This window comes from Sporomusa intestinalis (genome assembly GCF_055383785.1).
In genome coordinates, this window is sequence record NZ_AP042390.1 from 20,190 (window position 1) to 38,584 (window position 18,395).

Here is an 18,395-nt window from a genome sequence, read left to right on the forward strand (position 1 = left end):
ATATTATATTACACTGGCAGGAGATAAACTCCTGCCTTGACTTATTATTGATTACTCAGCCCGCTTATATAATGGTTTAAGGCGCTGCTCGATTGTAATGTTTTGCACCTGTACAGCCGCTTGGGCCTCAGCATAAAACTCCAGCTGGCTATTTACCATTTTTCCTCGCTTGTCAACCCGTCGGTAGGTACCATCTTTTTTCATAATGTACGCCTTTTGGTTATCGGCGAGGGAAATTTCCAGAATAGCTTTGATTCTTTCAATGTGGTTCAGGTCCTCGATCGGGAAAAACAGCTCTACCCGCTCGTTAAGATTCCGTGGCATCCAGTCGGCGCTCGATAAAAACATTCGCTCATCCCCGCCATTGCCAAAATAAAAGATGCGATGATGCTCCAGATAACGCCCGACAATACTACGAACCGTTATATGCTCACTTACGCCAGGCACACCAGGCCTAAGAACACAAATTCCCCGTATAATCAGGTCAATCTTGACTCCCTGGCAAGAGGCCTCGTACAGTTTGAGGACAATATCTTTATCCACAAGCGAGTTCATTTTGGCAATAATCCGCCCACCCCTGCCACTTTTAGCAAATTCAATCTCCCGGTCGACCAGTTCCTTAATTTTTTCCCGCAGGCCCAGGGGGGCCACAACTATCTTATTCCATACCGGCGGGTCAGAGTAGCCTGACAATACGTTAAAAAACGCAGAAGCATCAGCCCCAAATTGATCATTAGCGGTAAACAAACCCATGTCAGTGTAGAGTTTGGCAGTAGCGTCATTATAGTTGCCTGTCCCCATATGAACATAACGTTTAATTCCGTCTTGCTCCTGCCTGACCACCAATATCATTTTGGCATGGGTTTTCAGCCCTACCAGGCCATAAATGACATGACAGCCCGCTTCCTCCAGACGTTTAGCCCAGAGAATATTGTTTTCTTCATCAAACCGGGCCTTTAACTCGACAAGCACGGTAACCTGCTTGCCATTTTCCGCCGCCTGAGCCAATGATTTTACGATGGGCGAGTTGCCGCCTACCCGATATAAGGTCTGTTTAATCGCCAAAACCTTAGGGTCCCAGGCCGACTGGCGGACAAATTCCACTACCGGTTCAAAAGATTCATAGGGATGGTGCAACAGAATATCCCGTTCGCGGAGAGCTTCAAATAAATTATTGCAGCCAATCAAATCCTGCGCCAGCTGGGGAACCATCGGGCTGTAGCGAAGGTGCTCAAGTCCCGGGGTCTCACAAAACCTGAAAAAACAGGTAACATCAAGTGGCCCTGAAATTTCATAGACATCCTGCTCTTCAATATTGAGTGTATGCACTAGTAATTCTTTTAGTTGTTTATTATTGGTCTTGCCCACCTCCAGCCTCACTGCCTGGCCCCGTTTGCGCTGCCGCAGCGATTTTTCAACCTCGGCCAGAAGATCTTCCGCGTCTTCCTCATCAATGGAGAGGTCGGCATTCCTGGTTATCCGGAATGGGACGATATCTCTAATAGTGTAACCATGGAAGAGGTGTGCACAATTATGCTTAATAATCTCTTCCAAAAATACAAACTGCCGTCTACTGCCTTCGGAAGGGACTTCAATGATACGGGGCAGCACGCCGGGAACCTGAATGACGGCAGCATGGGTCTCGCCCCGTTCACGGCCCAAAAATACAGCCAGGTTAAGGCTGCGGTTGGCCAAAAAAGGAAAGGGATGGCCAGCGTCCACGGCCATAGGGGTTATGACTGGGAAAATAGTATTGTCAAAGTAATTTTCAACCCATTCAAGTCCCCGGTCATCAAGGCTGTTGATATCGGCAAAATGAATGTCAGCGGCTTCCAGTTCCTGTAGGATATTTTTTAAATACCTGTATTTTAACTTAACTAATTCATGGGTATCTTCAGCGATGCCTGCCAGTTGCTGCCTGACCGTCAGGCCGGCGGCATCGGTCTTATTGACACCACCCTCAAATTGATGTTTAAGTCCCGCCACCCGAATCATAAAGAACTCATCTAAATTTGAACTGGTAATGGCAATAAACTTAAGGCGCTCCAGCAGTGGCTTATGTTTGACATCGGCCTCGCCCAGCACACGCCGGTTAAACTTAATCCAACTTAATTCCCGGTTAAAGAAGAATTCGGGATTGTCATGGCTATCACAGTCTTTGGCATTTGACATAATCATTACCCCGCCCTTCTAATTAGTATTGCTTTTATGCCAAAAACATCTTCAAAAAAATCAGCCTTCTCGGCAAAAGTCCACCTTTCCAGCGACATATCCTCACTGCTGACTACGGTTATAGTCATTTCATCGCCACGCAGCACAACCTCAGCTTTGCTGACTTTTTGCCGATGGCTGCGATCAATGGCATCAGCAAGCCGTATAATGGCTGAAAGCTTGGAAACAGTAACTTTTTGTCCTGGTGTTAAACTGGCAAAGTTAGTATCAGAATCTGAGGGAGTGCCTTTGGAATGATAAAATGCTATATTGGCCATTATATGTCTCTCAGCCTCTGAAAAACCCATAATATCTGAAGAAATAATCAAACGGTACGAATAGAAGTAATGACGTCTTAAATTAACGTGTTTCCCAATATCGTGAAGAATAGCGGCTACTTTTAAGAGACGCCTGTGGCGTTCGCCTAGGCCATGCACACGGGCCAGTTTATCAAACAGGAGTAACGACCACTTTTCGACAGCGGCGGCATGATTAGGATCATAATAATATTTTTTGCCGATTTCCCAGCATAAACTGATCAGTTGGTCTTCAATCAGCTGCTTATGTTTATGGTCGGTCTTTTCAGCAATATGTTTAATAATAACGCCATCAATAAACTGATCGCTCGGAATTGCGATTTCTTCCGGGTTAGTGAGTGAGATAATCTTTCGGTAAAGGACAATTGTTGGCAACACAATCTCGGCTTTATTTTCGGAAAGGCCAAAATTCTTAATAATTTGCGGCAGGTTAAGTGAGCTAACCTGCTTATAGAGATCGTTAAATTCGGACAGACTGACAAAGGTAACCCGCCCTTGCTCTTTTCCCAGCATTTTTAACAACAGCCTGGTCTCAGGGCCTGATAATATCAGCCGTTTAATATTATGCTGGCTCATTTCCTTCTCTACCGGCTCAATCGTACTGCTTATATACTGGGACAAGGCTGCGTGGAAATGCACTGAATCACGCTGGCTTTTATCAAAGCTTTCTTTAATCCTCAGCGCGCCGATATGAATATTCTGCTGATAGGTAAGGCGGCCTTCTTTATATAGTGTAAAACCAAGCCCACCAGAAGAAATGTCGACAAACAGCATACCATCCTCTTGATTCAGCAAGCCTCTTTCGTTTACAGTCTTAACAAGGGAAACATATTTATAAAAAATTTCCTGCGGCATGTCAACAACTTCCACAGTAAAGCCACTCTTAACCTTTATCTGGTCAATAATGTAGGGTTGGTTTTGCGCTTCACGAATAGCAGTGGTAGCCACCAAACGATAATCACGCACCCCATATTCATTAAGTAATCGACGATAGCCCTTTAACAGTTCACAAATCTCACTGACGGAGCCAAAGCTCACACGCCCGGTTTTAAAGGTTTCCTCGCTTAACATTACCTGGCGATAGCTCTGTTCAACGATGCGAACATCATCAAGTGTGGTATATTCGACTATCTGAACACCGATCTGCTCTGAGCCAACATGAATGGCAGCGAATCGATCCGGAGCATGTCTGGCCATTGCCTGCCCCCCTATATAGTTCTTGATTTTATATAATATGCTCTAATTCGACATTAACAACCAAAAATCCTATCATTTTTGGTACTTAATACTAAATTAACAGTAAATTAATAATATTATCCTCTGCAAACAATTTTTGAAATCAGCCGGTTTTGCAGTCTAAATTAGCAGGATTTTATCAATAATAGCAATAACTATGTTATAACTAAACGGTTAGTCCAAACGTGTTAGGAGCTGAACTATTTTGACAGAACGGGTAGCAATCATCGACCTGGGTTCGAATTCAGCCCGCCTGATTGTTATGCACATCTACCACAATGGCGCTTACAATCTCGTATACAATCAAAAAGAAACCGTACGTCTGAGTGAAGGCCTGGCCGAAACCGGATTATTAGCCCGTGATTCCATGTGGCGGGCTATTGGTACGCTTAAGATTTTTGCCCACATGTGCGAATTAGTAAAAGTCGATAAAATCCTCGCTGTAGCAACAGCTGCTGTTCGAATAGCAAAAAACGGCGGCGAGTTCATTGATCTGGTACAGCAGCATACCGGCATCCCGCTGCAGGTTATCAGCGGGGAAGAGGAAGCCCATTTAGGCTTCACAGGTATCATTAATACTATTGATGTTGACAGTGCGCTGCTTTTTGATTTAGGCGGCGGCAGCACCGAGATAACACTGGTAAGAAACCGGCAACCGGTCGAGGTTTTTAGCCTGCCCTTTGGTGCTGTTAATCTTACTGAAAAGTTTGGCTGCCAGGATAAGATAAGCGATTTGCAGTTAAACGCAATGCGCGGGCATATCGTCGCCAGGATGGAACGCTTGCCCTGGCTTCGGCAGCTGGGGCTTCCGGTTGTTGGTGTCGGCGGCACGGCCCGCAACATTGCCAAGATGGACCAGAAGCGCAAGAACTACCCGTTTCCCAAAGTCCACAACTACAGGCTGGGAGCGATGGCGTTCGATGAGTTGTGGCGGACGCTTACGAAGACCACTCTGACTCAGCGCCGTAAATTCCCTGGCCTTAGTACGGAACGGGCTGATATTATTATCGCCGGAACAACCATCGTCAAATCACTGATTGACCTGTCCCAGGCGACTAATATTATTATTAGTGGCTGCGGTGTACGGGAAGGAATGTTTCTTAATTACTACTTATCCAAACAACAACAGTCTGAGATTATTCCGGACATCCTGATGCACTCAACCCATAACATGCTATTATTCTACAAAGGCAATGAAGCCCATGCATATCATGTGGCCAAGCTGGCGGAAACGATGTTTGACAGTTGGCAGCCTATTTTGCGATTAGGCAGCCGGGATAGAAAGTTATTGCGGGTTGCGGCCTTATTGCATGATATCGGCATTACCATCAACTACTATGATCATGCGCGCCACAGTGCTTACCTTGCCGAAAACGCCCGCCTCTTTGGCCTGACCCATCGCGAACAAATGCTGGTGGCAGTGGTGGCTGGCTGGCATAATGGCCCTTCAGCCAAATATGTCCGCAATAAACTATATAGTGAATTCCTTGACCAGCATGACTGGCAGACAGCCCGCAAGCTGGCACTCATAGTGGGTTTAGCGGAAAGTTTGGAAACAACCCAGTTGGGACTGGTGCATGATATTATTCCCTCGTATTCCTATAGCCAGGCTCACCTGCGCCTATTAACTGCTGAACCGGTAACAATCGAGCGGCAAGCCGTAGATCAACACCGGAAATGGTTTAAAAAAGAAATGGGACTAGAGTTAACCATCAGCTAAGCACCACCATTCCTAGTCTCATGTGGTGTATACTTCTTTCTATTTGCCAAAAGAGCAAGATAAAGATAAAATAAAAGTATCGATGCGATTTTTCTAGGAGGAAAACGCGATGCCTGCAGACTTCTTTTACCCAGCCTCAGGCCTTACACTTCTACCCAGGTTTATACACAAGGTATTCCCGCTGGTTGAACAGGAACTTTCCGTCTGGCAGCGGTATGCCGAGGAAAACGGCATGCGGGAATTAGCCGACCAAGCCTTGGCCAGTATTCGATCAAAAAAATTTCACTGTCAGGGCGGCAGTGTTTACAGCCTGTATAAAGGCGTGCCTACCCGCGATTTTGTGCGCCTGATCGTAGCGCTGCAGACCATCAGCGATTATCTTGACAATTTATGTGACCGTGCCGGTTTTGCCGATGAAGCCGCCTTTCGCCAGCTCCATCTGGCAATAACTGACGCGCTTGATCCCGCCGCACCGCTTAATGACTATTATAGCAACTACCCGTTTAAAGATGACGGCGGCTATTTAACAAAGCTGGTCAACACCTGCCGTGATGAAATTTTGAAACTTCCGGCCTATCATCTAGTCAAAACCGAACTGCTCCGGCAGGCGGTACTTTATAGTGAGCTTCAAACCTACAAACACCTTGACCTGGCCATAAGGGAAAAAAAAATGCTGGACTGGATCCATTGCCATCTGCCAAAATACCAGGGAATCAACACCTGGGAATTTGCTGCCGCTACCGGCTCAACCTTAGGTATGTTTATGTTATGTGCCGCCGCTTATAATCCAGAGCTCACAAAAAAACAGGCCGATCAGATTGCCTCCGCTTACTTTCCCTGGATTAACGGCTTACATATCCTCCTGGATTATTTTATTGACGGAGACGAAGACCGTTTGAGTGGCGATCTTAACTTCGTTGCTTATTATTCCGGTCATCAGGAAACGCTGGAACGGCTGATTTATTTTAGCAAACAAGCCCGCCGTCAGGTAGAGCTGCTGCCGGAACCGGCCTTTGGCCTCACGGTAGTTAACGGCCTGCTGGCAATGTACCTGTCCGACCCCAAAACCGACGCGCCGGCAGAACGCACGATCCGGGACAGCCTGCTGGCTGCGGCCGGGTTGTATCCCCGCTTCATGTACGGGTTATGCCGGTTGCTCAGAAGAAAAAGGATTCTTTAGAACGGCGGCCGCAACCGCCGTGCCTTAAGGTTCCTAACTAAGAGCATCGATTATTTTCAAATTCTGCTGGATAATAAAGAGGGACTGCTGCTGCTTGAGTAGCAATCCCTCTTTGCTTTTTTTATATCACTCAGACCTTGCTTTGGCCAGCGGCTTTTATGATCGCTAAAGCATAATTTCCTATATTGTAAAGATCGTCTTCTTTAATAAATTCATCAGTGGTGTGTACTTTGGACATGCCTGTACCAAGTACTGCCGTTGGCACGCCATAACTGTTGAAATAATTGGCGTCACTGCCGCCGCCGGTAGCTTTGATGACTGGTTTCAGACCGAGGTCTTCGGCCGCCCGGCGGGCTAGCAGCACAACCGGCGCCGACTCAGGCAACACATACGCATCATACTCTTTGCTAATTTTAACCTCGCAGCGCCCGCCTGAGGCTTGTACGGTTTCTTCAAAGACCCGGCGTATATGCTCGGTCTGGGCTGCCAGCTTTTCAGCGCTGCGGCTGCGGGCCTCGGCTTTGATTTGCACTATATCCGGCACAATATTAGTCGCTGTGCCGCCTTGGATACAGCCAATATTGGCTGTGGTCTCAAAATCAATACGGCCGTCTTTGGCAGTCGCCACTGCTTTGCCGGCCAGGACGATGGCATTAAGCCCCTCCTCCGGGGCAACACCGGCATGAGCCTTTTTACCATATACAGTAATATCGATTTTATTCTGTCCTGGAGCCATATTAATAATTTCACCAGGTGATCCGCTGGAATCCAGCGCATAGCCAAAATCAGCTTTTAATAAAGCCGGATCGATATTTTTGGAACCGTTAAGCCCGCCTTCCTCGGCAACGGTAAAGATCACCTGAATGCCGCCATGGGCAAGGTTCTGTTCTTTTACCATTCGCAGAGCTTCCAATATGGCCACTACGCCGGACTTGTCATCGGCCCCCAGAATCGTATCCCCGGCTGAGGTAACAATCCCGTCAGTCAATCTTGGTTTAATATTGTCGCAGGGCTCAACACAGTCCATGTGGGCGGTAAACAACAGACAGGGAGCACCGGCCACAGTACCTGGCAGATACCCCAATACATTGCCGCAGTTACCGCCGATCTTGCTGCCGGTATCATCTTCCGCCACTTCCAGATGCAGGTCAGCCAGTTTCTGTTTAATTATATCTGCCACCTGACGTTCTGCCCGGGTTGAACATCTAATTTGCACTAACTCAAAAAATTCGGTTAACATCCGCTTCCGGTTAATCACTATAGATCCCTCCTACATATTTATCAAAGCACCCAACCATATTAAAGCTATCATGTGTAGAAAGGGTGCTTATCATGACAAAAACAATCATTATGGCCAGCCATAATCCCAAATTGGTCAAAGCGCTTGCCACCTACGGCTTTCGGATTGTGGACAGCACCAAGCTGACTGCCGGCCAGAGTGCCGACGCCTATCTGTATACCGGCTACCGGCCGGATACAGACGGCTTTTTTACCGCCGGGCCCGACCCTGCGGATATCAGCATTGGTAATTACCATTATACCACATCTGATCACCCAGCCACTGTCATGTTGAATATTACCGGCTTAAACGCCAACCAGATTGCTGATATTCTGATTCACAAGCTGGCCCACCGTCCCCACCGCTAAAACACTAATAGCTTCACTGGATTAAGGCGGACAAGCTACTAGGGCTGACGCCCAAGGAATGACCCGCCCCTTGTCACTGCCCCTTCGCCAAACCGTGCTTTTAAACCATCAACCGCTTGGGCAACAGCCAGTATTTTTTCATTCCCCTGATCAAATAATGACATTTGCCCACTCGCCGTGACCAGCCCGCTTACGGTTACACCCAGCAGCCGCACGCCTTCATTCAGCGTAATATTGGCAAGTGCCTCTTGGGCAATATGAAAAATAGTTTCGTCAAGATTAGCTGCCACTACCAAAGTCTTGCTGCGGGTAATTGTCCGGAACGAGGCAAATCGCACTTTAACAGTAACAGTACGCCCGCTTAGCCCCTGCCGCCTAAGCCGCCAGCCGACCATCTCGACCAGCATCCACAACTGCGCTTTAAGCTCTTCCCTGTCCTGGATGTCTATGGCGAAGGTATTTTCTTTACCGATTGATTTAGGTTGCCGGTCCACAACTACCGGCCGCTCATCCTGGCCGTTAGCAAGCTGATGAATAATATATCCCACCTGGCCGCAATGCTTAGCTAACTTTTCCGGATCAAACCGGGCAACCTGACCAATAGTTTTAAGTCCCAGTTGGTCAAGCAGCTGAGCGGTAGACTGGCCCACACCCCATAATCGCGTCACCGGAATACCGGCTAATACCTGCAGCACCTGTTCAGGGCGGATAACCATCAAGCCGTCCGGTTTCCTCATATCTGATGCCAGCTTGGCCAGAAATTTATTAGGAGCTACGCCGGCAGAAGCCGTAAGGCCAAGCTCAGATTTGATACGTTCTTTAATTTTTATGGCGATATCGACCGGACTGCCAAACAAACCGTCCATACCAGTAACATCAAGGAATGCTTCATCTAGTGATAGCGGCTCAACCAGCGGGGAGAAAGCAGTAAATATTTTTATGATTTGCTGCGAAACCTGATTATATTTTTTATGATCAGGTGCTAAAAAAGCACCGTGAGGACAGCGCCGTTTTGCCTCAGTGGCCGGCATAGCTGACCGAATACCAAACTTACGGGCCTCATAGGAAGCGGTGGCTACTACCCCCCGCGTCCCGGTACCACCGATAATAACAGGGCGGTTACGCAGTTCGGGATTATCCCGCTGCTCAACAGCCGCATAAAAAGCATCCATATCGACATGAATAATCCAGCGTTGCATTGCGCACCTCGCACTAGCCTTTTTAGAACGCATGTTCTATTTAAAAATTATACATCAAGACTGCCGGCGAATCAACCAGGGGTAACTGCTCTTTGAATTTATTCCTCACTTATGCTAAACTTATGATTAACGAGAGGAGGAAATACATATGAAAACCGGCCTGCTATGTTTTGGCATTATCCTTTTACTGACACAGAGCGCAGCAGCGGAAATAGCGCCGATTATCTGGTCAGAATCCATTCGCACCCCACCGCCAAAACCAATCAGAGAATTGATTAACCTTGATAATTATATGATTTTAAAATCTGACCGGACCCTTGCCATCAATCTGAGTGAGCATTCACCACTAAAATCAATTGAATTACGGCCTGATGATAATGATAATCTGCACTTACAAAAGCAAGATTTTCTTTTTACTATTCAGCTTTCTGACAAAATCACCCGGATTATTGATATCCCGTTTGGTAAACATAAATTTAATTAGAAAAATCGGCTTATGCCGGTCCTTTATAGGGCGCCGGCAAAGCCTTAATTTTTTGCCTGTCAATTATAGCGGTTCGACAGGATTAGAAAAAGAAGTCCGGGCGATACTATCGTCAGGACTTCTTTGGGTTTAATGGCCAAAATACTTCAATGTCTTTTCCAAAACCTGTCGCAGCATTTCTTCACCCGGCATTTGGTTGGCATTAAAAAATTGTAAATCAAAAGTAATATTATCCAATTTGATAAAAGGCACCAGTTCATGATTAGTTTGCAAAAAAACCGGCCCGGCAAAAGAATGAACAATTGTTTCCTGCCTGTCAGCGGCACTATTTCTGTTTTTGCCATAATAATCAAACACACCCTGCACGGAATCCACACAGTTGCCGTTCTCATCATATAAAAAGGCATATTTGGGATTTGCATTCATTTGAATCATTTCGTCACCTAAGCCGGCCTGTTCTTTTGCGGCTTTAACCCAGACCGTATCCACGTTAATCCGGACATTACTGGTAACAGGCTCCCAAACATCGGCAGTCAGCGGCGCCAAAAGCTCATACAGAATAATACCGGCGTTTGCTGCCATATCTTTAACATCCTTCTTGTATACCGGCTGAGTCACAATAACACCCATAACCTGTCCCGGTATATCTCTGATAACCCGCAAGAAGGAGAACAACTCGCCCAGATTTACCTGCTCTTTAGCCTGAATAAGTATTTTATAGGTAATATCACCATCGGTAAACTCCCAATAAACATCGGCTGCATGGGTTTCTGTCCGGCCTTCAATCACAGCATTGTACTGCGCTTTTATAGTTTTTATGTCAGTTGCACCGGCAATTGCCGTATACATATCATGAACAGCCTGCTGATAAATATTTTGGGTTGTCAATATAACACCACCATACTGATTAATTGCCTATTATATATTTTACCGCCATTTACGTATAAATACAACTTTTCTGCTTATTCTCCCGCCCTTTCCTGGCTTAATCGATATATCTCCCGCCTTAAGGTAGTGCTCCGGTTAAAACCGCCTGGTAGTGCCTTATCCTCCTCCCGGATAAATTGTTCAGTTTTCGCACTTAAATTATCCAGATAATGCAGGATTTCCGCTTCCAGGATCATCGGTTCCACCGGGCTTCCCCACTCGGCCTGCCCATGATGGGAATAGATACAATGTTTAAGGATTAAACAAAGCTCTGCCTCCAGATTAAATCGCCGGCACACCTGGTCGACTATTTCCATTCCCAGATAGATATGACGCAGGAGTTTGCCCTCTTTTGTGAAACCGACCGGCAGCCCTAAAGCATCCACCTCAATCTCTCGTACCTTGCCAATATCGTGAATTAGAGCTGCAGCCAATAAAATATCCTTATTAACCCTGGGGTAACGAGCACAATAATCCAGGGCAGTGGTTGCAATCTCCACCGTATGCTGAAGCAGCCCGCCAATACAGGCATGGTGGTTCTTGACTGCACCGGGATGACGCTTAAACTTCTCGGCAAACTCTGTATCAGCAATAAATATATATTCAAGCACTTGCCTTAAAGCGGGACACTCCACACCGGCAATAGCAGCCTTCAGGGTTTCATATAACTGGCCAATATCCTGAGAAGCCATGATCCCCAGTGCGTTTAGCGCCGCATCAATTTCCTGGCGCGAGGGTATGGCAACACTGTCAATAATCAGCTGCGGAGCATCTTTGAAGTGATCAAGGGTAGCTTCAATATGCAATACAAGGTTCTGCTGTAAAATTTGTGAATACTCGCCCGATATGTCCCAAAACTTAGCCGGCACATCAAAGCTATGGTCGCTAATGAAACAATCACCATAGGTCTTGCCATTTTTTGCTGTTTTAAGCTCAAACCGCGAAACACGGTATATTCCCGTCAAACGCGCCCCTTTCGGATTCCTGACCAATTCACCAAGCTTCATCGTAATTCTCCTTCACCGTAGTCTGCTTCCTGCTTAAAAAAACAGGGAAACACTTTAAGATTCTGCTGCAGACAGACAAACTCCTGTCAGACAACAGGGTTACACCTGCAGCTAGAAGAAAATTCCGTATCATCCGGTCCCTAGTACCTTGGCAAAGTTAGATATTAGGTTAGACAGCGTAGATTTTTTCGCAATGCAAGGCGGAGGAGCCGCGCAGATCGGCAATCTGTAAGGTGACGACAACGAAGCAGTGCGGGAAAAGATGCGCTGTCTAACCTAATATTTGACTTTGTCAAGGTACTAGTACATTGACCATGTTATATTTAGTTTTAGGGCGAAACAAAATGGCAAAGGGCAAGGAAGCACCGACGAGGCATACGGGAAGGGGTTACTAGGAGGGGTTGACGCCGCCATTTGTCATTTTGGCCGTCAGCAAACTAACAAGATAGTGTGGTCAAGACACTAGTAGCGTGACAACCTTAAAACTGTAGGATAATGGCGCGGAGATTTTTTGTAAGACAAGGCGGAGGAATGAGGCATACCGGACGTATGCCGATTGACGACAACGCAGGCTTACGGAAAATATCCCGTCAGTATCCACAGGATTAGGGGTTGTCACGCTACTAGGTTGGCAGTTATGCGCATAGACAGCAAATTAAAATATGGCCGGCCACCGTATCAGCACAAATTTTTGAATAATCCACAGCTAAATTACACATTTATATATCAGGGTATTTAAAATTTTGATAATGTGATTAAGGGGGTTATGCAATGGGCGGGAGAACTCTCGATCAGTTTCGCAGCCGTCAGCGGGCTAAATCCAAAGGAGCGCAATCAACTCAACAAACGCCTAAAACTGCTGACGATTACCAACATAAGCATACTAAGCCTACCCAAAATTCGGAAGAAGACTAGCAACAACCTTATTGACAGCGTTCCGTTCTCTGTACAGGAAAATGGACCTACGCCCAGGCGTAGGTCCATTTTTCCTGCATTTCCCTTAATTGTTTATATTGCTACGGTGTCCCCCGCCCCTCCGGGGTACTCACCTTTCACCATGTAAGCTAATATAATATATCAATAAATATAAGGGGGGTATTATGTTGGCTTCCTACGATAAAATTATTAAATATATTGTAGAAAAAATCCAGCAGGCACTATATCCGTTACAGGAGATTACAAAAAATCAAGAAATTATTATTGCCCAGAATAAGCAAATAATTGATTTACTGGCCATTTTAAGCAATAATCGGGACCATGGCACTGTACAGGAAGAGGTTGTGGTCAGTGAAACAACCCTTGAACCGGATACGACCACAGAAGCTTAAAACGCAGCTTATAACTTCCTGCTAACCAGCATGTGTGGTCATTGCACCTATGTCCGGGGGATAGCCAGGATCCAGGATATACATTCCCGTTTTTTATACAATCGAGTTGTTTCTTGCTCTTTGCAAACCTGATTTGACAACAAAAATGGCTCCTGGCAGTTAATGAAAGCGCCAGAAGCCATTTTTGTTGTATTTAGGACTTCAATTAGTGCGGCAGCCCTCATTTTTTATTCCTTGCTCCAGCGAGGGACAACCAGCAGCTATTGCTAACAGTTTGTAGCCGTTCTTACTTAAAAATAGCAGAAATTGAATTACAAATCGTATAAATCGTTAGCAATGCTGTAAAAATTACGATTGGATGATTGCGGAATCGAATCAAGCTGTTAATCACCTCACATTTTTTCGTTCCTTCATACTATTCCCATATTGCCAGTATGCTAAACAAAAATTCGTGTATGACTAACAAATCATTGAGAGTTCGGCGCGCGAGGCCGTAATCACTGACCCTGTTATTTCCACGAAGCCACAAATCGGTCCCTCTGGGTAACCGTAAATCAAAAAGCCAGCGGAAATTCCGCCGGCTTTTATATTTATTTATAACGATAATTGTCATTGCCGTAAGGGTAAAAAAAATTTACCCGGGAACACTAGCTCTGAGGTGATTAATATGAAAAAAACGGTTGAAGAACAGAAACTGGACGCAAATATATCAGCCGGGTATGGCCCAAACAATCCTGAACCCCTATCCCTTAGGGAGTCTGAAACGGTAAAAGAAACACACACCCAGCAGCCAACTGCCCAATATAATACCACTCCCGATGTTAACCCCATTGCCAAGTTGGTAAATAGAACGGAACCATAACCGGGCTATCAAATGCCGGATAAGTTGCCAGCCTTTGTGCCGGACAGTTCAATATCTTTCTCTGTAAGCGCCGTTCACTCCGGACGGCGTTATTTCAGTAGTTATTGATCCTATTTTAAATCCCCTACTGTCCACCGCTCATAAAGCAGCTGTTCCCACACATACTATACCAGGGATAGTACAACTTCAGTCCAAGAACAGGAGGCGGACACTATGACAACAATAGCTATTGCCGTATTAATTGTAATCGGTATTTGTTTCTTAGCTGTCACGTACTTCGAAAAAGTATCCTATCCCTGGCAGTAGGTTTTTGCCGTTTGGAGGGCTTTTAAGCCCTCCAAAACTAATTTTTCACTATTTAAAACGCTTTATAACGCATGGCTGGGTGTTTAAACTTCGGCACTAGCGATCATTTTATGGAAATAATGAACCTCTTCCGGTGATGTATTGGAATGGGCATAATCGGATCTTACACAGTCTTTAATCAGGATCTCATTATAGCTGCTACAGTTGTACACCACACTGGCACTAATGACTTCCTGGAGTAAGGCTTTTGCCGGTTCAATAGCTGCCGGCGGTGTCGCCGGATCTTTTATAACTGTAATCAGATATTCAGCCCGCATGGCATGATGCATTTCTGCAACAATTGCCGAATCAAGAATTTTATAACCTAAACTGCGGGGATGACAGATATAAGTCCGACAACTTGCTGGCCGATCTTTGTAAACAAGGCATCTTGCCAGGCCGTCTAAATGCCGGCATTTCTTATGGCCTGCAACCAGGAATACTTCCAGTTTATTGTTCCCGATATCAACAAACAATTTGGGAACTATGCGTTCAACCTTCCCTTTGGCCAGTTTCTTAGCGCTGATACTATCCATATTGATTTTAAATCTGCCTTTACAACAATGCTGTTTGCAGGTATTGCAAGGCAATGGATTTTCTGTCAAGAACTCATCAATTGCATCAAAAAAGTCCTGCACAGTAGAGGCGGGGGTTAACCCAACAATATCCACCTCATTTTCTTTGTTAAAAATCAGCTTCAGGTTGACCATTCCTTTCTAAAACTGTATGATAATAAATTTCCCTGCACCGGATATTAATAATACTTCGGATTTATCTTCTCTTTTAAGTCGCTAATTCCTTTAAATCAAAAAACCGTCTACCCGGTTGGGAAGACGGAGAGCAAAGAGAACAGCTCTATGGTAACAGAACGATCACCGTTCTGGGTTTATATATATGATAACCGCCAAATTTTAGAATTAACTTAGAATGAATTATAGAGCATCTTACGAATTAAAGTTAGCAAATGATAGACAAAAATAAATAGCAAGAATATAATGAAAATAGAAATAATATAAAGGGGGATACGATTATGTTAAAAGATTATCCTGCCACTCAATTATTTCTTATATCGTTGGTAATCTTATTAATTCTAATTTTTATTACTCCTTTTATAAAAGAATGGCACGCTTGGTACCTACTGTTAGACAGTCTGAAATTTATACTCAAGGTGATCTGTGGATTTTTCTTACTCTGTACGATTGTGATTGACGGTGGGGCTATATTCGCAAAGATGAAATCACCCCGCTAAATAAAATTAGGGCTGCGGTAGCGCAGCCTTATTTATTATAATTATGGTAATGGAAATAACCGAAAAACTATGAGTTCTCTGCTTTAAACGCTTCTAACTCTTTAATAATTTGGGGTAATTCCTCCAATAATTCCTGTAATTCTTCTTCACTCATGTCTATGCTATTCAAGTTACTTTCGGTACCAGCTATCACCAACACCCCCAGTAAAGTTAGTTTCATCTATAAATTAAAAAATTGCCGGATTACACGTTAGGTGCAACCTGGCAATCATAGATATTATCAATCTTTAGACCCATGGCTTTGCGTCCCTTCCTTTTAGAAGGTTTGCCTGATAATATTCATTTTCCCTTTATATTTTGCATCATATCAGTAAAATCCTGCAAAAGTACTATAAAAATATTTTTTGAGTAAAATTCTGTATCTCAAATCCGGTTCCAGCAGTACTTGGGCGAAAACAGTACTGCCCAGATCATAAATAGCATCGGCAGGTAATAAAAACCACCATCCGGCTCCCCTACCAGACACTCATAACATAACCCTCTGCAAATTGCAGAGGGTTACTATTTATTTTATGTTACATAGGTTGTATCATTCATTCACAACCACATTTATGTCCGCTCCACAAATGTTTGCTCTTGCACATCCATTCCTGCACATCATTTAAGGTCTCGCCAAACCGCTGGAAATGAACGACTTCCCGCTGCCACAAAAACCGCAGAGTATCTTTGACACAGGGGTCATCCGTACAGGCAATCAGATGCTCATAGGTAGTGCGAGCTTTTTGTTCTGCTGCCATGTCCTCTGTAAGGTCTGTTATTGGGTCTCCCAAACAAGCAATATATTTTGCGGTCCAAGGCACACCATTGGCATCTGTCCAAAATAAACCATGATCATGCTGAACATATTGACCTTCCCAGCCAGCTGCCTTAAAGTCTTCGCAGGTTGCGCCATCGACAAGTTTGTATACTAATGCAGCAATCATTTCCATATGCGCTAATTCTTCGGTGCCAATATCGGTTAATAAGGCTTTAGCCTTATCAGTCGGCATGCTATAACGCTGGTTTAAATAACGCAGTGAGGCACTCAGCTCACCGTCAGGTCCCCCATACTGAGTAATAACCATTTTGGCAAATTTTACATCCGGGCAGGTGACGCGTACAGGATGTTCGAGTTTCTTTTCATATATCCACATATCCACTGCTCCCCTATCACATAATTATAGTTCCCAGGGCCATGGTCCCTGGACCCATTGCCAGGGCTCCTCCGATAAGCCGCCAAAACCAAAATTAAGGAGCGGCCCAAATTCAGCCTCATATCTTTCCTTGTATTTTTGCAGCATTTCCACTGCACAGTTAAAATCATTAATTGCATCACTGTCACAGGGATGGGTGTCAAGATAAAGATTAAGTTCAACAGCTACAAACTCCATCTCCTGAACTTTTCTGAGCATTGCCCGCTGTTTATCACAGTTCACTTGTTTTACACCTCCAGGTTTAATCTATTTGGGTATAGGGTAGGCACCCCAAAGCTCGGGAAACAGCGTGCCCTTGACAAGCGCTTCAGAGGGGCTAAACGCTCTTTCATAATACTGCCAGGGAACATACGAGTGAGCCAGCATAATACAGTCAGGCAGATCAACATCCATGTCTGATGCGCATTCACGGTCTTCCACATCACACATATCCATGTCATGATCTATATCGTCATCCAGATCATCGATCTCACACATATCGTCCATGTCCTGAAGTTCATCCTGCATTTTCATACCTTTGCTCTGTGTACGTTCTTCATCGACTTCATTCCGGGTCTTTTTTCTCACAAGGAAAGCCTCCTCTCAAATAACCTATTGTATTTTATGTGAAGCTAACAAAAAACGTCACCTTATTGCCACAAAAAAATCCGGCAGGCCCAAACCTGCCGGATTTTTACGATTATGATGTGGTCAAGTCACTAGTGACTTGACCATGTTATAATTTAGTTTTAGGGCGAGACAAAATGGCCAAGGGCAAGGAAGCACCGACGACGCATACTGGAAGGGGTCTGCTAGGAGGGGCTAACGCCGCCATTGGCCATTTTGGCCGTCATCAAACTAAAAAGATAATGTGGTCAAGTCACTCGTGGCCCGCCTACATTGAAAGCATAAAATAATTCACGGGAATTTTTTCGCAAGCCGAGGCGGAGGCGGCGCGCATAGCGGACATATCTAAGCCGACGACACCGAAGTATTGCGGAAAAAGGCCCGTGAAGTAATTATGATTAGTGTAAACGGACCACTAGGAAACAGGCATTATTAGAAATGCCAGAATGTACAAAACAATACCGGCCCCACGGTACAGAACAGACAATGCCCAGGCCAGACGGATAAGCGTAACATCTAAGCCGGTATACGCGCTAAAACCGGCGCACACTCCCAATACCATGCCGTGCTGCTGATCAAGGGTCAATTGTTGATGAATGCCGGCCGTCTCCGGTCCACCAGCCCCCTGAATAAACTGCCACACGGTCAAACCGCTGAAAAGATATGCACCTGCCCGGATTAGCCAAATCATAAGAAAAGGCCCCCTTTGCTGAAACGCCTGTTGCAAGCAGCAGCTCATTCCTGCAAGCCGCTAGATCTCATCAGACAATTTCAATTACTAAATTAATGAATAGAAAAATCATTTCATTAGTAATTATTACCGT

At 45.1% G+C, this 18,395-nt stretch carries 18 protein-coding genes and 1 riboswitch; of the genes, 6 read left to right on the forward strand and 12 right to left on the reverse strand.

What is annotated here, in order from left to right; all coding sequences use genetic code 11:
- Positions 1-51: 51 nt before the first annotated feature.
- The gene (locus ACZ481_RS00115) at positions 52-2,178 is read right to left on the reverse strand and encodes an RNA degradosome polyphosphate kinase (RefSeq protein ID WP_464768194.1); all 2,127 of its coding nucleotides are present in this window, start codon (positions 2,176-2,178) and stop codon (positions 52-54) included.
- Positions 2,178-3,725 (reverse strand): Ppx/GppA phosphatase family protein, encoded by a 1,548-nt coding sequence (locus ACZ481_RS00120; protein ID WP_464768195.1) that lies wholly within the window; start codon positions 3,723-3,725, stop codon positions 2,178-2,180. Before ACZ481_RS00120 ends, ACZ481_RS00115 begins: the two co-directional genes overlap by 1 nt.
- Positions 3,726-3,969: 244 nt before the next feature.
- Between ACZ481_RS00120 and ACZ481_RS00125 the strand changes: the two genes are divergently transcribed.
- Positions 3,970-5,484: a Ppx/GppA phosphatase family protein gene (locus ACZ481_RS00125; protein ID WP_464768196.1), complete on the forward strand. Its 1,515-nt coding sequence runs from the start codon at positions 3,970-3,972 to the stop codon at positions 5,482-5,484.
- Between the two features lie 109 nt (positions 5,485-5,593).
- Positions 5,594-6,664: a tetraprenyl-beta-curcumene synthase family protein gene (locus tag ACZ481_RS00130; protein WP_464768197.1), complete on the forward strand. Its 1,071-nt coding sequence runs from the start codon at positions 5,594-5,596 to the stop codon at positions 6,662-6,664.
- Positions 6,665-6,794: 130 nt separating this feature from the next.
- On the opposite strand, the gene ACZ481_RS00135 is transcribed toward ACZ481_RS00130, so the two are convergent.
- Positions 6,795-7,922 (reverse strand): M20/M25/M40 family metallo-hydrolase, encoded by a 1,128-nt coding sequence (locus ACZ481_RS00135; protein WP_464768198.1) that lies wholly within the window; start codon positions 7,920-7,922, stop codon positions 6,795-6,797.
- 74 nt (positions 7,923-7,996) lie between these two features.
- Here ACZ481_RS00135 and ACZ481_RS00140 point away from each other — a divergent pair, with 74 nt between their 5' ends.
- Positions 7,997-8,311, forward strand: a complete 315-nt coding sequence (locus tag ACZ481_RS00140) for a hypothetical protein (RefSeq protein WP_464768199.1) — start codon at positions 7,997-7,999, stop codon at positions 8,309-8,311.
- A 38-nt stretch (positions 8,312-8,349) separates the two neighbouring features.
- On the opposite strand, the gene dinB is transcribed toward ACZ481_RS00140, so the two are convergent.
- Complete coding sequence (gene dinB, locus ACZ481_RS00145; protein WP_464768200.1) at positions 8,350-9,510, reverse strand: DNA polymerase IV; 1,161 nt, start codon at positions 9,508-9,510, stop codon at positions 8,350-8,352.
- A 148-nt stretch (positions 9,511-9,658) separates the two neighbouring features.
- Between dinB and ACZ481_RS00150 the strand changes: the two genes are divergently transcribed.
- Positions 9,659-9,994 (forward strand): hypothetical protein, encoded by a 336-nt coding sequence (locus ACZ481_RS00150; protein WP_464768201.1) that lies wholly within the window; start codon positions 9,659-9,661, stop codon positions 9,992-9,994.
- A gap of 129 nt (positions 9,995-10,123) precedes the next feature.
- On the opposite strand, the gene ACZ481_RS00155 is transcribed toward ACZ481_RS00150, so the two are convergent.
- Together ACZ481_RS00155 and ACZ481_RS00160 are read right to left on the reverse strand one after the other, a co-directional pair.
- A complete protein-coding gene (locus ACZ481_RS00155) occupies positions 10,124-10,882 on the reverse strand; it encodes a hypothetical protein (RefSeq protein WP_464768202.1) in 759 nt (252 codons plus the stop codon).
- Positions 10,883-10,956: 74 nt separating this feature from the next.
- On the reverse strand, positions 10,957-11,928 hold the full coding sequence (locus ACZ481_RS00160) for a 3'-5' exoribonuclease YhaM family protein (RefSeq protein WP_464768203.1): 972 nt from the start codon (positions 11,926-11,928) through the stop codon (positions 10,957-10,959).
- Positions 11,929-13,028: 1,100 nt separating this feature from the next.
- On the opposite strand from ACZ481_RS00160, the gene ACZ481_RS00165 reads away from it, so the two are divergent.
- Both ACZ481_RS00165 and ACZ481_RS00170 read left to right on the forward strand, forming a co-directional pair.
- Positions 13,029-13,256, forward strand: coding sequence for a hypothetical protein (locus ACZ481_RS00165; RefSeq protein WP_464768204.1), 228 nt, complete (start codon positions 13,029-13,031; stop codon positions 13,254-13,256).
- A 667-nt stretch (positions 13,257-13,923) separates the two neighbouring features.
- Complete coding sequence (locus tag ACZ481_RS00170; RefSeq protein WP_464768205.1) at positions 13,924-14,118, forward strand: hypothetical protein; 195 nt, start codon at positions 13,924-13,926, stop codon at positions 14,116-14,118.
- A gap of 389 nt (positions 14,119-14,507) precedes the next feature.
- On the opposite strand, the gene ACZ481_RS00175 is transcribed toward ACZ481_RS00170, so the two are convergent.
- The 6 genes from ACZ481_RS00175 to ACZ481_RS00200 form a co-directional block, all read right to left on the reverse strand.
- Entirely contained in the window at positions 14,508-15,173 is a 666-nt protein-coding gene (locus tag ACZ481_RS00175; protein WP_464768206.1) for a YkgJ family cysteine cluster protein, read from the reverse strand.
- 606 nt (positions 15,174-15,779) lie between these two features.
- The gene (locus tag ACZ481_RS00180) at positions 15,780-15,932 is read right to left on the reverse strand and encodes a hypothetical protein (protein WP_464768207.1); all 153 of its coding nucleotides are present in this window, start codon (positions 15,930-15,932) and stop codon (positions 15,780-15,782) included.
- Between the two features lie 32 nt (positions 15,933-15,964).
- Positions 15,965-16,052: riboswitch (cyclic di-GMP riboswitch) on the reverse strand.
- A gap of 253 nt (positions 16,053-16,305) precedes the next feature.
- Positions 16,306-16,905, reverse strand: coding sequence for a manganese catalase family protein (locus tag ACZ481_RS00185; protein WP_464768208.1), 600 nt, complete (start codon positions 16,903-16,905; stop codon positions 16,306-16,308).
- 24 nt (positions 16,906-16,929) lie between these two features.
- Complete coding sequence (locus ACZ481_RS00190) at positions 16,930-17,187, reverse strand: spore coat protein CotJB (protein WP_464768209.1); 258 nt, start codon at positions 17,185-17,187, stop codon at positions 16,930-16,932.
- A 24-nt stretch (positions 17,188-17,211) separates the two neighbouring features.
- Positions 17,212-17,532: a spore coat associated protein CotJA gene (locus tag ACZ481_RS00195; protein WP_464768210.1), complete on the reverse strand. Its 321-nt coding sequence runs from the start codon at positions 17,530-17,532 to the stop codon at positions 17,212-17,214.
- A gap of 454 nt (positions 17,533-17,986) precedes the next feature.
- Positions 17,987-18,262, reverse strand: coding sequence for a PspC domain-containing protein (locus ACZ481_RS00200; RefSeq protein WP_464768211.1), 276 nt, complete (start codon positions 18,260-18,262; stop codon positions 17,987-17,989).
- Between the last annotated feature and the right edge of the window lie 133 nt (positions 18,263-18,395).